Source organism: Jannaschia seohaensis, assembly GCF_900116765.1.
Taxonomy (GTDB): domain Bacteria; phylum Pseudomonadota; class Alphaproteobacteria; order Rhodobacterales; family Rhodobacteraceae; genus Jannaschia; species Jannaschia seohaensis.
In genome coordinates, this window is the sequence record NZ_UETC01000001.1 from 347407 (window position 1) to 362838 (window position 15432).

General features: G+C 69.4%; 11 protein-coding genes. 9 read left to right on the forward strand and 2 right to left on the reverse strand.

What is annotated here, in order from left to right:
- Positions 1 to 48 precede the first annotated feature (48 nt).
- Positions 49 to 3654, reverse strand: a complete 3606-nt coding sequence (dnaE, locus tag DTQ71_RS01695) for a DNA polymerase III subunit alpha (protein ID WP_172500035.1) — start codon at positions 3652 to 3654, stop codon at positions 49 to 51.
- Positions 3655 to 3817: 163 nt separating this feature from the next.
- Between dnaE and xdhA the strand changes: the two genes are divergently transcribed.
- The 8 genes from xdhA to DTQ71_RS01735 are packed head-to-tail and all read left to right on the forward strand — an operon-like array spanning position 3818 to position 13844.
- A complete protein-coding gene (gene xdhA / locus DTQ71_RS01700; protein ID WP_109562547.1) occupies positions 3818 to 5203 on the forward strand; it encodes a xanthine dehydrogenase small subunit in 1386 nt (461 codons plus the stop codon).
- Positions 5200 to 7530, forward strand: a complete 2331-nt coding sequence (gene xdhB / locus DTQ71_RS01705) for a xanthine dehydrogenase molybdopterin binding subunit (protein ID WP_109562548.1) — start codon at positions 5200 to 5202, stop codon at positions 7528 to 7530. Before xdhA ends, xdhB begins: the two co-directional genes overlap by 4 nt.
- Positions 7527 to 8393 carry a xanthine dehydrogenase accessory protein XdhC gene (gene xdhC, locus DTQ71_RS01710; protein ID WP_109562549.1) on the forward strand — a complete coding sequence of 289 codons (867 nt, stop codon included), beginning with the start codon at positions 7527 to 7529 and terminating at the stop codon, positions 8391 to 8393. Before xdhB ends, xdhC begins: the two co-directional genes overlap by 4 nt.
- A complete protein-coding gene (locus DTQ71_RS01715) occupies positions 8390 to 9904 on the forward strand; it encodes an ABC transporter ATP-binding protein (protein WP_109562550.1) in 1515 nt (504 codons plus the stop codon). Before xdhC ends, DTQ71_RS01715 begins: the two co-directional genes overlap by 4 nt.
- A gap of 30 nt (positions 9905 to 9934) precedes the next feature.
- Positions 9935 to 11047 (forward strand): ABC transporter permease, encoded by a 1113-nt coding sequence (locus tag DTQ71_RS01720; RefSeq protein WP_109562551.1) that lies wholly within the window; start codon positions 9935 to 9937, stop codon positions 11045 to 11047.
- Positions 11048 to 11099: 52 nt separating this feature from the next.
- On the forward strand, positions 11100 to 12029 hold the full coding sequence (locus tag DTQ71_RS01725) for an ABC transporter permease (protein ID WP_109563110.1): 930 nt from the start codon (positions 11100 to 11102) through the stop codon (positions 12027 to 12029).
- Entirely contained in the window at positions 12016 to 12759 is a 744-nt protein-coding gene (locus DTQ71_RS01730; protein ID WP_109563111.1) for a potassium channel family protein, read from the forward strand. The genes DTQ71_RS01725 and DTQ71_RS01730 overlap by 14 nt, the downstream gene beginning before the upstream one ends.
- Positions 12756 to 13844, forward strand: coding sequence for a BMP family ABC transporter substrate-binding protein (locus DTQ71_RS01735; RefSeq protein WP_109562552.1), 1089 nt, complete (start codon positions 12756 to 12758; stop codon positions 13842 to 13844). Before DTQ71_RS01730 ends, DTQ71_RS01735 begins: the two co-directional genes overlap by 4 nt.
- A gap of 121 nt (positions 13845 to 13965) precedes the next feature.
- On the opposite strand, the gene DTQ71_RS24530 is transcribed toward DTQ71_RS01735, so the two are convergent.
- Complete coding sequence (locus tag DTQ71_RS24530; RefSeq protein ID WP_281271209.1) at positions 13966 to 14097, reverse strand: hypothetical protein; 132 nt, start codon at positions 14095 to 14097, stop codon at positions 13966 to 13968.
- Between the two features lie 323 nt (positions 14098 to 14420).
- Between DTQ71_RS24530 and DTQ71_RS01740 the strand changes: the two genes are divergently transcribed.
- Positions 14421 to 15353, forward strand: a complete 933-nt coding sequence (locus tag DTQ71_RS01740) for an aldo/keto reductase (RefSeq protein ID WP_109563112.1) — start codon at positions 14421 to 14423, stop codon at positions 15351 to 15353.
- Positions 15354 to 15432: the final 79 nt, after the last annotated feature.

The following is a 15432-nucleotide window of genomic DNA, read 5'->3' on the forward strand; positions in this document are numbered from 1 at the left end:
CAAAAGTCAACGTAGGCACGGATGCCCCCCGGCCGGTGTCCTCGGCTGCTAGACTTCCTCGACCATCGCCACCCCCGGCAGCGACCGGAGCGCGCCCTTGATCTGCGGGTTGACCGGATATTCGCCGGGCAGCAGCATCTCGACCTCGCCGGGCAGGTCTTCACCCAGGAGGCAGAGATGGACCGGGCCGCGCCCGCGGGCCTTCGTTTCCGACGAGACCCGCTCCAGCAGGCCCGAGAGCGGGGCCAGGGCGTCGGGGCCGCCTTCCACGAAGATGCGCAGGCCGATTTGGGGCGCGGCCTCGACGGCCTCGTCCATGGGCGTGACCGAGCGGGCCAGCAGCTTGAGCTGGTCGGCCTCCTGCGTGGCCTCGACCTGAAGCAACACGCGGCAGCCGGTCTCCAGATGCTGGCGCGAGGCGTCGAGCGTGTCGGAGAAGACCATGCATTCGTAACCGCCCGACGGGTCGCTGGCCTGAAGGAAGGCGAAGCGGTTGCCGCGCGCCGATTTCCGCTCCTGCCGGCTGGCGACGATGCCGGCCATCTTGACGAGGCGCGGGCCCTGGCGCGTCAGCTCCTGCACTTGGGCCAGGGTCAGCACGTCCTGGCGCTTGAGCGCGGGCATGTAGTCGTCGAGCGGGTGGCCTGAGAGGTAGAAGCCGATCGCCTTGAACTCCTCGGCGAGGCGCTCGGCGGGCAGCCAGTCGTCGCGGGTGGCCAGGCGCGGCTCGGGCAGATCCTCGCCCGCCTCTCCGAACAGGCTGACCTGATTGGAGGCGCGCTGTTCGTGGATCGCCGCCGAATAGCCGACCAACGCGTCCAGCGCATCGAGCACCCGCGCGCGGTTGCTGTCGATCTGGTCGAAGGCGCCCGCCCGCGCGAGCATCTCCAGCGGGCGCTTTCCGACGCGCTTGAGGTCCACGCGGCGGGCGAAGTCGTAGAGGGTCGAGAAGGGTTTCTCCGCCGTTTCCCGGGCTTGACCCGGGACCTCGCCGTCGGAGGAGGCCCCGGCTCGGGGGCCGGGGCGCGACGTGCCTCGCCGCGCCGTCACGATCAGCTCCATCGCGTCGACGCCCACGTTCTTCAGCGCGCCCAGGGCGTAGATCAGCTGGCCGTCCTTCACGGTGAACTTCGCCTCGGAGCGGTTGATGCAGGGCGGCACGATCTCCAGCCCCAGCCCTCCGCGCTCCTTCGACTTGCGGACCTCCTCGGCATAGACGGCCAGCTTGTCGGTCAGGTGGATGTCGGAATTCATGATCCCGGCCATGAACTCCACCGGGTGGTTCGCCTTGAGCCAGGCCGTCTGGTAGCTGACCACGGCATAGGCGGCGGCGTGGGATTTGTTGAAGCCGTAATTGGCGAACTTGTCGAGCAACGCCCAGACCTCTTCGGCCTTCTTCTTGTCGACGCCGTTCTTGGCGCAGCCTTCCAGGAAGATCGGCTTCTGCGCGTCCATCTCGGCCTGGATCTTCTTGCCCATGGCGCGGCGCAAGAGGTCGGCCCCGCCCAAGCTGTAGCCCGCCAGCTTCCGGGCGATCTCCATCACCTGCTCCTGGTAGACGATGATGCCCTGGGTCTCGTCTAGGATGTCGTCGATCAGCGGGTGGAGTTTGTCGCGGGCGCTGAGGCCGTTCTTGACCTCGCAATATTTCGGAATGTTCTCCATCGGGCCGGGACGGTAGAGCGCGACCAGCGCCACGATGTCTTCGATGCAGGTGGGCTTCATCCGGCGCAGCGCGTCCATCATGCCCGTCGATTCCACCTGGAACACGGCGACCGTCTGCGCGCTGGCATAGACGCGGTAGGCGCCGGGGTCGTCGAGCGGGATCGCGTTGATGTCGTTCTCGGTGCCCTCGAACGGCTCGTAGATGACGCGCCCGTCGGCGGCGACATGCAGGTCGCGTCCCTGCTCGCGGATCAGACGCACGGCGTCCACCACCTGGGTCAGGGTCTTCAGGCCCAGGAAGTCGAACTTCACCAGACCGGCTTTCTCGACCCATTTCATGTTGAACTGGGTCGCCGGCATGTCCGAGCGCGGGTCTTTGTAGAGCGGCACCAGGCGGTCCAGCGGCCGGTCCCCGATGACGACGCCCGCCGCATGGGTCGAGGCGTTGCGCAGCAGGCCCTCAAGCTTCTCGGCGAAGTCCAGCAGGCGCGCGACCGGGTTGGTGCGGCCCTCCCGCCGGTCCTGGTCGCTCTCGCGCGCGGCCTCGCGCAGGCGGGGTTCCTCGGCGAGGGCCTTGGTGATCGAGACCGGCTTGACCCCCTCGACCGGGATCATCTTCGAGAGCTGGTCGCATTGGCCGTAGGGCATCCCCAGCACCCGGCCCACGTCCCGGACGGCGGCCTTCGACAGAAGCGCGCCGAAGGTGATGATCTGCCCCACCTTGTCGCGGCCGTATTTGCCCTGGACGTAGCGGATGACCTCTTCCCGGCGGTCCATGCAGAAGTCGATGTCGAAGTCCGGCATCGAGACCCGTTCGGGGTTGAGGAACCGCTCGAACAGAAGGCCATAGCGCAGCGGGTCCAGGTCGGTGATCGTCAGCGCATAGGCCACCAGGGAGCCCGCGCCCGAGCCCCGGCCAGGGCCTACCGGAATGTCCTGCTCCTTGGCCCATTTGATGAAGTCGGCAACGATCAGGAAATAGCCGGGGAACCCCATCCCCTCGATGATCCCCAGCTCGTAGTCGAGCCGTTTTTCATACTCCTCGACCGGCGCGGCGTGCGGGATGACGGCGAGGCGCGCCTTCAGCCCCTCGACCGATTGGCGGCGCAACTCCGCCACCTCGTCATCGGCGAACTTGGGCAGGATCGGGGCGCGACCATAGGCCTTGAAGGCGCAGCGGCGCGCGATCTCGACGGTGTTTTCCAGCGCCTCGGGCAGGTCGGCGAACAGCGCGGCCATCTCCGACGGCGATTTGAACCGATGCTCCGGCGTGACCCGGCGGCGGGGCGCCTGCTGGTCGACATAAGCGCCCTCGGCGATGCAGAGCAGCGCGTCATGCGCTGCATGCATCCCGGCATCTTTGAAATACACGTCGTTGGTCGCGACCAGCGGCAGGCCCTTGGCATAGGCCGCCTCGACATGGAACCGCTCGGTCGGTTCGGGCTGCCGGTGGCGCTGTAACTCGACATAGAGCCGGTCGCCATAGATCCCGTGCAGCCGGTCGAGCAGCGCCTCCGCCTTCGCCTCCTGCCCCGCCGCGACCAACCGCCCGATGGGTCCGTCTGGCCCCCCGGTCAGGCAGATCAGGCCATCCGAAAACGCCTCGAGCTCCTCCACCGTCACCTGCGGCACCATGTCGGGCCGCTCCAGATAAAGGCAGGAGTTCAGTCGCATCAGGCATTCATAGCCTGCCTCGGTCTGCGCCAGCAGGACGATGGGCGCGGGCGCGCGCGGCTTCTCGCCGGGCGGCGCCGGGTCGAACATCAGGTCCACCTGGCAGCCCATGATCGGTTGCACGCCCTTGCCGGCAATCTTGGTCGCCGCTTCCAGGGCGCAGAACATGTTGTTCGTGTCCGTCACCGCGACGGCGGGCATGCCCAGCCCCGCCGCCAGACCGGGCAGCTCGCCCAGGCGCAGTGCGCCCTCCAGCAGCGAATATTCGGTGTGGACGCGCAGGTGGATGAATCGGGGATCGGCCATGCCGGACATCTAGCGCCCGCCCGCCCCCGCCGGAAGGGCCGCCAGCCGTGTCGCGGTCATCTGTGCCCTTGCCATTCCCGCCCGGGCTCGCCTCTATTGACGCGCCCGCCCCTCCTACGCCGCATCGGAGGGGACGCGACGGGCCGGACAGGTAAGGCGGCGGATCATTTCGATGGAGATTTCCTTCCGTCTCAACGGCGAAGACGTCACCGCCACGCCCGAGGCCCCGACCGAGACCCTGCTGGACTGGCTGCGCGCCCGCGGTCTGACCGGCACCAAGGAAGGCTGCAACGAGGGCGATTGCGGCGCCTGCTCGGTGGTCGTGACTGGGGCCGACGGCACACCCCGCGCGCTCAACGCCTGCATCCTGTTTCTGCCGCAGTTGGCCGGCAAGGCCGTCCGCACCGTCGAGGGCATCGCCGCCCCCGACGGCACCCTGCATCCCGTCCAGCAGGCGATGATCGACCGTCACGGCTCGCAATGCGGTTTCTGCACGCCCGGCTTCATCACCACCCTGGCCGCCGCCCATGCGCGCGGCGACACCGATCACGCCGACCAGATCGCGGGCAACCTGTGCCGTTGCACCGGCTACGCCCCGATCCTGCGCGCCGCCCGCGACATCGAGACGGCTCCGGTTCCCCCCCACATGATCGAGGCTCCTCTTCTTCTGGTCGCAAATACTCCGGGGGAGCGCGAGGGGGCTGGCCCCCTCGCTCCGACCTCGGCGGATGAACTGGCCGCCTGGTATCTCGCCCACCCCGATGCCACCCTGATCGCCGGCGCCACCGATGTGGGGCTTTGGGTCACCAAGCAGTTCCGCGACCTGGACAAGGTCGCTTTCCTGAACCGCTGCGAGGATCTCAAGGGCATCGAGATCGGCGCGGACGAGATCCGCATCGGCGCCATGACCGACATGGAGACCCTCCGCCACGCCATCGCGCCGCACCATCCCAGCTTCGCCGAGCTTCTGCGCCGCTATGGCTCGGTCCAGGTGCGCAACGCCGCCACGATCGGCGGCAATATCGCCAACGGTTCGCCCATCGGCGACAGCCCGCCCGCGCTGATCGCCCTGGGCGCGACGCTGCATCTCAGACGGGACGATGAGAGACGGCATATGCCGATCGAAGAGTTCTTCCTCGACTACGGCAAGCAGGATCGCCGCCCGGGGGAGTTCGTCGAGGCGATCACGATCCCACGCCAGACAGACGCGCTCTATTGCCACAAGGTCTCAAAGCGGTTCGATCAGGACATCTCGGCGCTTTGCATGGGGGTCAATCTGCCGGTTGTGGATGGCGTCATCGCGCGCCCCCGCATCGCCTTCGGCGGCATGGCGGGAACGCCCAAGCGCGCGGCCCGGGCCGAGGCGGTGCTCGACGGCCAGGCACCCGGCGAGGCGGCGTTCGCCGCCGCCGTCGAGGCCCTGGCGGGGGATTTCACGCCGCTCTCGGACATGCGCGCCTCCGCGACCTACCGGCTGGAGGCGGCGCGCGGCGCGCTGATGGGGGCGTTCCACGCGATGACCGGGACGGGTCCCGCGCTCCTGGAGGTGCGGCCATGACCGTCGCCAAGCCCCTTCCCCATGAGAGCGCCCGCCTGCACGTCACCGGCGCCGCGCGCTATACCGACGACGTGCCGGCGCCGGCGGGCTGCCTGCACCTCGCATTCGGCGTGGCGGAGGTCGCGCGCGGCCGCCTGGACGCTCTGGATGTCAGCGCGGTGCGGGCCGCGCCGGGCGTCGCCTTCGTGCTGACGGCGGAGGATCTCGATCCGATGCCCGACTGCTCGCCATCGCTGCACGACGAGCCGCTGCTCTGCACCGGCGAGATCCAGTATGCGGGTCAGCCGCTTTATATCGTCGCGGCCGACAGCCACCTGAACGCCCGCCGCGCCGCGCGCCTGCATCGGGCCGAGGTGACGGAGTTCGACCCCATCCTGACGGTAGAGGAGGCGTTGGCCGCCGAAGCCTGGTTCGATGACGGCCCGCGCGTCTGGTCCGACGGCGATGTCGCGGCCGGGCTGGTCGCCGCCCCCTGCCGGCTGGAGGGCCAGTTCGAGATCGGCGGGCAGGAGCATTTCTACCTGGAGGGCCAGGCCGCGCTCGCGCTGCCGGGCGAGGGCGGCGAGATGCATGTCGTCACCTCGACCCAGCATCCGACCGAAATCCAGCACAAGGTTGCCGACGCGCTGGGCGTGCCGATGCACGCGGTCCGCTCGGAGGTGCGGCGGATGGGGGGCGGCTTCGGCGGCAAGGAGAGCCAGGGCAACGCGCTGGCCATCGCCTCGGCCCTCGTCGCGGCGCGGACGGGCCGCCCGGCGCGGATGCGCTACGACCGCGACGACGATTTCGTCATCACCGGCAAGCGCCACGATTTCCGCATCGCCTATGAGGTCGGGCATGATGATGCGGGGCGCGTTATGGCGGTGCGCTTCCGTCATTGGGTGCGCTGCGGCTGGTCGCAAGACCTGTCCTTGCCCGTGGCCGACCGGGCGATGCTGCATGCCGACAACGCCTACGACATCCCGGCGCTGGAGGTGACCTCCTGGCGGCTGCGCACCAACACCCAGTCGGCCACCGCTTTTCGGGGCTTCGGCGGACCGCAGGGCATGGTGGGGATCGAGCGCGTCATGGATCACGTCGCGCAGGCCGTGGGGCGAGATCCGTTGGCTGTGCGGCGCCTCAATTTCTACGTCGATGCGGCCGAGCGGCCGGGGGGGCTGTCTGCCCCCCCGGACCCCCCCGAGGATATTTCCACAGGGAAGAAGGGACACACGCATTACGGGCAGCGGGTCGAGGATTTCTGCCTGGGCGCGATGGTCGGGCAGCTGGCGGAGCGCTGCGACTATGCGGGGCGGCGGGCGCGGGTGGCGGCGTGGAACGCGGACAGTTTTAGGCTAAAACGCGGGATCGCGCTGACGCCGGTGAAGTTCGGGATCTCGTTTACACTCACGCATCTCAACCAGGCGGGGGCGCTGGTGCATGTCTATGCCGATGGGTCGATCCACCTGAATCACGGTGGCACGGAGATGGGGCAGGGGCTTCATTCCAAGGTGGCGCAGGTGGCCGCGAGCCGCTTCGGCTGCGATCCGGCGCGGGTGCGGATCACGGCGACGGATACCGGCAAGGTGCCGAATACCTCGGCCACCGCCGCCTCCTCCGGCGCGGATCTGAACGGCATGGCCGTGGCCCGTGCCTGCGACGCGATCCGGGACCGGATGGCGGCCTTCCTGGCGGAGGAGCATCAGGCCGACCCGGCCTCGGTCGTCTTCGCGGAGGACCGGGTGCGGGTCGCGGGCGCGGAGTATGGCTTCGAGGAGGCGGCGGCCAAGGTCTATATGGGCCGCGTGTCCCTGTCCGCGACGGGGTTCTACGCCACGCCCGACATCTCCTGGGACCGGCAGGCGGGGCGGGGGCGGCCGTTTTACTATTTCGCCTATGGTGCGTCCTGTTCCGAGGTGGTGGTCGACCGGCTGACCGGCGAGAACCGCATCCTTAGGACCGACATCCTGCATGACGCTGGGGCATCGCTCAATCCGGCGCTGGATATCGGCCAGATCGAGGGAGGTTTCGTCCAGGGCGCGGGCTGGCTGACCACCGAGGAACTGGTCTGGGACGGCAAGGGGCGGCTGAGAACCCATGCGCCCTCGACTTACAAGATCCCCTGCGCTTCGGATGTGCCGGAGGCGTTCCACGTCCATCTCTGGGACGGGGCCAACCGGGAGGAGACGATCTATCGCTCCAAGGCCGTGGGGGAGCCGCCCTTCATGCATGGGATCAGCGTGTTTTCGGCCCTCTCGGACGCCGTCGCGGCGGCGGGAGGCGCGCCGCTGATCGATGCGCCTGCCACGGCGGAGCGGGTGCTGATGGCGATCCGCGCGGGCCGATGAGTTTCAGCTCCCGGCGGATCTTCCATGCGCTGGAGGCGCATGGTCCTTTCGCGAGAATCGTCATCGCCAAGACGCGCGGCTCGGCCCCCCGGGAGACGGGGACGGATATGTTCGTCTGGTCCGATCGGATCGACGGCACGATCGGGGGCGGCGCACTGGAATGGCGCGCGATGGCGGTCGCGCGCGAGGTACTGGAGAGCGGCGTGCCGAAGGTGCTGCGCCTGCCGCTGGGACCCGCGCTGAACCAGTGCTGCGGGGGCGCCGTGACGCTGGTCATCGAGCGGATCGACGCCGTTCCCCCCAAGGACTGGGTCCGCCGCATCGAGGGCGATGCGCCCGAGCCGTCGCGGCCTGCTCTGGGGCTGAAGTCTGGTTGGATGCGCGAAAAGTCGACCCGGACGGGGTGGCGCGTGAACGTCTGGGGCGCGGGGCATGTCGGGCGCGCCCTTGTCGACGTGCTGCATCCGCTGCCCGACTTCGCCGTCGTCTGGTATGACATCGCCAAGGCGCGCTTCCCCGCCGCGCCGCCGGTCATGCATGTCGTCAGCACCGATCTTCCGCGGAACATGGCGAGCTGCGCGACGACCGACGACCACCTGATCGTCACCCATTCCCACGATCTCGACCTCGCGCTCTGCCATGCGGCGTTGACGTGGGGCTTCGGGCGTTGCGGCCTCATTGGATCGGCGACGAAATGGGCGCGATTCCAGAGCCGTTTGCGCGATCTGGGGCATTCTGATGACGCGATCGCCCGCATTGACTGCCCGATCGGCGACCCCACCCTTGGCAAGCACCCCCAAGCCATTGCGGTCGGCGTTGCGGCACGGCTACTCTCGGCTGGGCCGCCGGAGGGGACCCCATGAGCGCACTCCTGACAATCGACGGGCTGACCAAGGCCTATCCCGGCGTCGTCGCCAATTCCGACGTCTCGATGTCGATCGCGCCCGGCGAGGTCCATGCCCTGCTCGGCGAGAACGGGGCCGGCAAGTCGACCCTGGTCAAGGCGATCTACGGGCTGGTCCGGCCCGATGCCGGGACCATGACGCTGTCCGGCCGGCCCTACGCTCCCTCCGAGCCGCGCGAGGCGCGGGCGGCGGGCGTCGCGATGGTGTTCCAGCATTTCAGCCTGTTCGAGGCGCTGACCGTGGCGGAGAATGTCGGCCTTGGCATGGAGAACCCGCCGCGGTTGCGGGATCTCGCCCGCCGCATCCGCGAGGTGTCGAAGACCTACGGCCTGCCCCTGGATCCCGGGCGCCGCGTCGGCGACCTCTCCGCCGGGGAGCGGCAGCGGGTCGAGATCGTGCGCTGCCTGCTCCAGGATCCGCGCCTGCTGATCATGGACGAGCCGACCAGCGTGCTGACGCCGCAGGAGGTCGACACGCTCTTTGCGACGCTGCGCAAGCTGGCCGCCGAGGGCACCGCGATCCTCTATATCTCCCACAAGCTGGAGGAGATCCGCGCGCTTTGCGACGCGGCGACGATCCTGCGGGGCGGCAAGGTCGTGGGCGAATGCGATCCGCGTCAGACCTCCGCCGCGGAGCTGGCGGAGCGGATGGTCGGCACCAAGCTGACCCAGCCCAAGGCGCGCGGGCCCGAGCCGGACGGCGTGTTGCTGCGGGTCAAGGATCTCTCGCTGCCGCCGGCGTCGCAATTCGGCACGCCGCTGCGCGAGGTCTCGCTGTATCTGCGGGCGGGCGAGGTGCTTGGTATCGGCGGGGTAGCGGGGAACGGGCAGGACGAATTGCTCGGCGCGCTCTCGGGGGAGCGGCTTTCGGTGCCCGGCAGCGTGACCCTGGGCGGCACGGATCTGTCGCGGGCGGGGCCCACCGCGCGCCGCGCCGCGGGCCTGCTAACCGGACCGGAGGAGCGGCTGGGTCATGCCGCCGCTCCGGACATGACCCTGGTCGAGAACGCGGCCCTGACCGGGGCCGCGCGCAAGGGAATGCTGCGCCGGGGCTTTCTGGATTGGGGCCGCGCCCGGCTCTTTGCGCAGGACGTGATCGACGCCTTCGATGTGCGCACGCCCGGGACCCATGTCGCCGCGCGGGCGCTGTCGGGGGGGAACCTTCAGAAGTTCGTCATCGGCCGCGAGGTCTTGCAGGAGCCCAAGGTCCTGGTGGTCAATCAGCCGACCTGGGGCGTGGATGCGGCCGCCGCCAGCGCGATCCGGCAGGCGCTGCTGGACCTCGCCGCCGGGGGGGCGGGCGTGATCGTGATTTCTCAGGATCTCGACGAGCTGCTCCAGATCTCCGACCGCTTCGCCGCGTTGAACGAAGGCCGGCTGGGCGCACCCGTCCCGACCGCCGATCTGACTGTGGAGCGGATCGGCCTGATGCTGGGCGGCGCCCATGACATGGAGGTGGCGCATGTCTAGGCGCCAGAACATTCGCGAAGGACTTGCCCCGTGATCGCGCTGGAACGCCGCCCCACGCCGTCGCGCGTCTGGGCCTGGGCCTCGCCATTGGTCGCGGTCGCGCTGACGCTGGTGGCGGGGGGCGTGATGTTCGCCGCGCTCGGGACCGACCCGCTGGAGGCGATGCGGACGATCTTCTGGGATCCGCTCTTTGGCGAGTTCGCCTTCTATTTCCGCGGCCAGCTTCTGGTGAAGGCCGGGCCGCTGATCCTGATCGCGGTGGGGTTGGCGCTGGGCTTCCGGGCGGGGATCTGGAACATCGGGGCGGAGGGGCAATACATCGTCGGCGCGCTTTGCGGGGCGGCGGCGGGGCTTGCCTTCTACCCGGCGGAGACGCGGCTGATCTTTCCGCTGATGGTGGTCTGCGGCGCGTTGGGCGGGTTCCTCTGGGCGATGATCCCGGCCCTCCTGCGCATCCGCTTCGGAACCAACGAGATCCTGGTCTCGCTGATGCTGGTCTATGTGGCCGAGAACCTGCTGGCCTCCGCCGCCGTCTCCTGGCTGCGCAACCCGGACGCGGTGGGCTTTCCCGGCTCGCGCAATCTCAGCCGCTGGGACGCCGCGTCCAATCCCGAGCTGATTGCCGGGACGGGGGCGCATTGGGGCGTGGTCGCCGCGCTGATCGCGGTCGTCTTCGCCCATATCCTTCTGACCCGGCATCTGATGGGCTTTCACATCAAGCTCACCGGCGCCGCGCCCCGGGCGGCGGCCTTCGCGGGCGTTAGACCTGCGCGGCTCGTCGTGTTCTGCCTGGGGCTGGCGGGGGCCTTGGCCGGGATGGCCGGCCTCTTCGAAGTGACGGGGCCAGCGGGGCAGATCAGCATCGATTTCGCGTCGGGCTACGGGTTCACGGCGATCATCGTGGCCTTCCTCGGGCGGTTGAACCCGGTGGGGATCCTGCTGGCGGGCCTGCTGATGGCGCTGACCTATGTCGGCGGCGATGCGGCGGCGACCAATCTGGGCCTGCCTTCGGCGGCGATCTCGGCCTTCCAGGGGATGCTGCTGTTCTTCCTGCTGGCGGTGGATGTGCTGACGAATTTCCGTCTTCGGGTGAAGCGGCGGGAGCCGCGCGTGCCGCAGCCCGCGCCCGAGGCGGCGGAATGAGACGGAGAACGGGGCGGCGCGTGCGCGCATGTCTCCCAAGGAAGACTGCGCCATGGATCTGACCTCGATCTCCCCCACGTTGCTCATCGCCTCGCTGATGGTGGCCGCCACCCCGATTCTGCTCGCGGCCCTGGGCGAGCTGGTCGTCGAGAAGGCCGGTGTGCTGAACCTGGGCGTCGAGGGCATGATGATCATCGGCGCGGCCATCGGCTTCATCGCCGCCGTCGAGATCGGGTCGGTCTGGCTGGGCTTCGCCGCCGCGGCGCTGGGGGGCGCGGTCATGGCCTTGCTCTTCGGGGTGCTGACGCAGCTGCTGCTGTCGAACCAGGTGGCGACGGGGCTGGCGCTGACGCTGTTCGGGCTGGGCCTCGCGAGCCTGCTGGGCCAGGGCTATGTCGGCATCAAGGTCGATGCGCTGCCACGACTCGATATGGGGCCGCTGTCGGACCTGCCCTTCGTCGGCCGGGTCCTCTTCGGCCATGATCCGATGGTCTATGTCTCGCTGGCGCTGGTCGCCGCGACCTGGGCGTTCCTGCGCTTCACGCGGGCGGGGCTGATCCTGCGCGCCGTGGGCGAGAGCCACGACGCCGCCCACGCACTGGGCTACCATGTCGTCCGCGTCCGCTTGCTGGCCATCGCCTTCGGTGGGGCCTGTGCGGGGCTCGGCGGGGCCTATCTGAGCCTCGTCCGTGTCCCGCAATGGACCGAGGGGATGACGGCGGGCGCGGGCTGGATCGCCCTGGCGCTGGTCGTCTTCGCCTCCTGGAAGCCTGCCCGCGTGCTGGTTGGCGCCTATCTCTTCGGCGGCATCACGGTGTTACAGCTGAACCTTCAGACGGCGGGCGCGACGATCCCGGTGGAGCTGCTCTCGGCCGCGCCCTATCTCGTCACGATTCTTGTTCTCGTCCTGATCTCGCGCCGCGGCCGCCGGGGCGGGGACGCCCCCGCGGATCTGGGCCGAGCCTTCCATGCCTCTAGCTGACGCGCGGGCCCGGCTGCGCGATGCGCTCGACGGGGAGGGCCGTGCGGGCCGGGCCTTCGGCACGTTTCTCACCTGGCTGATCGTCGCCTCCGCCGTCGTCGTCGCATTGGAGACGGTGCCGGAATTGCCCGCCCTGCTGGCCAGCCTGCTCTCCCAGGCCGAGATCCTCATCGTCGCCGTGTTCACGCTGGAATACGGCGCCCGTCTCTTCGCGGCGGAGCGACCCTGGCGCTACGCGATCTCCTTCTGGGGGATCGTCGATCTGCTCGCGATCCTGCCCGCGCTCCTTCTGCTGGCGCCGGACTGGGCGGTGCTGCGGGTGCTGCGCCTCCTGCGCCTGCTGCGGATCCTGAAGCTCTTCCGCGCCGACCGGGCGCTGGCACGGCTGGCCCGGGCGCTCCATTCCTGCCGGGGCGACCTCGCGGTCTTCGGCTTCATCGCGCTCTGCATGACCTATCTCGCGGCCGTCGGCATCTACCATTTCGAGAGCGCGGCGCAGCCCGACGCCTTCGGCTCGATCCCGGAGTCGCTCTGGTGGGCGATCGCGACGCTGACGACGGTCGGCTATGGCGATGTCTATCCCATCACCACGGGTGGACAGATATTCACCGCCTGCATCCTGGTCGTCGGGCTGGGCGTGGTGGCGGTGCCGGCGGGGCTTGTCACCGCCGCGCTCCTGACGGAGTTTCAGGGCGATAACGAGAACACATCTAGGGGAGACCAGGAATGAGACTCACGAACCTGCTGGCCGGCGCGCTGACGCTGGGTCTGGCCGGGGCCGCTTTCGCGCAGGACGAGCCGACGAAGGTCGGCTTCGTCTATGTCGGGCCGATCGGCGATGGCGGTTGGACGTTCCAGCACAACGAGGGCCGCCTCGCGCTGGAGGAAGAGTTCGGCGACCGCGTCGAGACCATCTATCAGGAGAGCGTGCCCGAGGGTGCCGATGCCGAGCGGGTCATCACCCAGATGGCGCTCCAGGGCGCCGACATTATCTTCACCACCAGCTTCGGCTACATGGACGCGACCAACAACGTCGCCGAGAAGTTCCCGAACGTCATGTTCGAGCACGCCACCGGCTACAAGCGCGACCATCCGAACGTCTCGACCTATGACGCGCGCTTCTACGAAGGCCGCGCGGTGATCGGCACCATCGCCGGGCACATGACCGAGACGAACAAGATCGGCTACATCGCCTCCTTCCCGATCCCCGAGGTCATCCAGGGCATCAACTCGTCCTACATGCACGCCGCCAAGGTGAACCCGGATGTCGAGATGGTCGTCACCTGGGTCTATACTTGGTTCGACCCCGCCAAGGAGGCCGACGCGGCGCGCGCCATGATCGACCAGGGCGTCGATGTCATCCTGCAGCACACCGACTCGACCGCGCCGCAGGCTGCCGCCGCCGAGGCCAACGAGAACGGGGGGCGCGTGTTCACCTTCGGGCAGGCCTCCGACATGGCCGCGTTCAAGCCGGTGCCGCGCATCGCGTCGATCATCGACGACTGGTCGCCCTACTACATCAAGCGCGTGGGCGCGCTGATGGACGGCACCTACGAGCAGACCGCCTCCTGGGGCGGCATGCCCGAGGGCGAGGTCGTGATCGGCGAGATCACCGATGCGGTTCCGGCCGAGGTCAAGGCCGAGGCCGAGGCGATGATCGCCGCCATCACGGCGGGCGAGTACCATCCCTTCACCGGCCCGATCATGAAGCAGGACGGCACCGTCTTCCTGGCGGAGGGCGAGGTCGCCACTGACGGGCAGCTTGCCACGATGGACTTCTACGTCCAGGGCATCGAGGGCGAGATCCCCAACTGATCCCGCGGTCCCGCGATCCCGCTGTCAAGGCGCCCGGTCGATCCACGGACCGGGCGCCTCATTTTTTCCGGGTCGCCGGATCGTCGCCCTGTCCGCGCCCCGGGCTCCGCCGGACCCGGCCTCAGGAGGGCAGGACGCCCGCATCGATCTCCGTCTCGGACAGCACGCCATCGCCATCCGAGTCCATGGCGCTCTGCGCGCCTGCCGGGGCGGCGAGGGTGAGGGCCAGAATCAGTGTCGCTTGGGGTCTCATGGTATCTGCTCCTTTCGGTCTCGGGGCCCGCGGTCCGCGCCCGGCCCGAGCCTCGCGCGGGCCGCGATCCGGCGCGCGCCCCGCCGTTCGGACTGCCCGGTTCGCCCGCTTGCCCGCCGCCCGCAGCCGTGGCGACGGACGCCCGCCCGCCCGGCCCAACGCCCCGCCTGTCCGGCGGCGGAAAAGGTCCGGCGCGGGCTGGGCGCGGCGACCGGCTTCCGCCGAGGGGCCAGGGTGGCCGGGATCGGCGGGGCGCCGCCGGGGGCGGGACGATCCGTGCGCCGCGATCTTGCCCTCGCGCGCCCATGCGCCAATCTTGCGCCATGACCAAAATCAGTAGCCCCGACGGCACCCCGCCCTCCCGTCTCTGCTTCGGCGCCATGCAATTCGGCGGCACGGCCGATGTCAGCGCCGCGAAAGAGATGTACGACGCCTGCCGCGCTGCGGGCGTCAACTTCTTCGACACCGCCCATGTCTATACCGGCGGCCAATCCGAGCGGATGCTGGGCAAGCTCATCGCGCCCGAGCGGGACAAGATCATCCTCGCCACCAAGGCTGCCTATGAGGGCGGCGCGTCCCGCGCGACGATCCTCGCCAGCGTCGAGGACAGCCGGTCGCGGATGCAGATCGACACGATCGACCTGCTCTATATGCACCGCTGGGATGCGGACACGCCGCTGGAAGAGACGTTCTACACCCTGGCCGAGCTGGTCGAGGCCGGAACCGTCCGGGCGATCGGCGTCTCCAACTATGCCGCCTGGCAGGTGATGAAGGCCCAGGCCGTCGCCGCGCGGGTCGGCCTGCGGATCGCGGCGCTTCAGCCGATGTACAATCTGGTGAAGCGACAGGCGGAGGTCGAGCTGCTGCCGATGGCGCAGGACCAGTCCATCGCCGTCATGCCCTATTCTCCGCTGGGTGGGGGGCTCCTGACCGGAAAATATGCGCGCGGCGGCGCCGGACGGCTGACCGACGACGCGCGCTATGCCGCGCGCTACGCGCCCGACTGGATGCATGCGGCAGGCCGCGGCTTGGCCGAGATCGCCGACGAGACCGGGATAGCGGCCGCGACGCTGGCCGTGGCCTGGGTGATGCGGCACCCGGCCGTGACCGCGCCCATCGTCAGCGCGCGCTCGGCCGAGCAGCTGGCCCCGTCGCTCGCGGCGCTGGACCTGAGGCTCGATTCGGACCTGGCGGAGCGGATCACGGCCCTCTCCTCCGCCCCCGCGCCCGCGACAGATCGCCTCGAAGAGGCCTGAATCGACCCCGACCGCGTCCACAAAGCACATCCGGGAAACCGATTGTCCCTCTCGCCGCGCTTGAGCGCGGGGGGCTGAC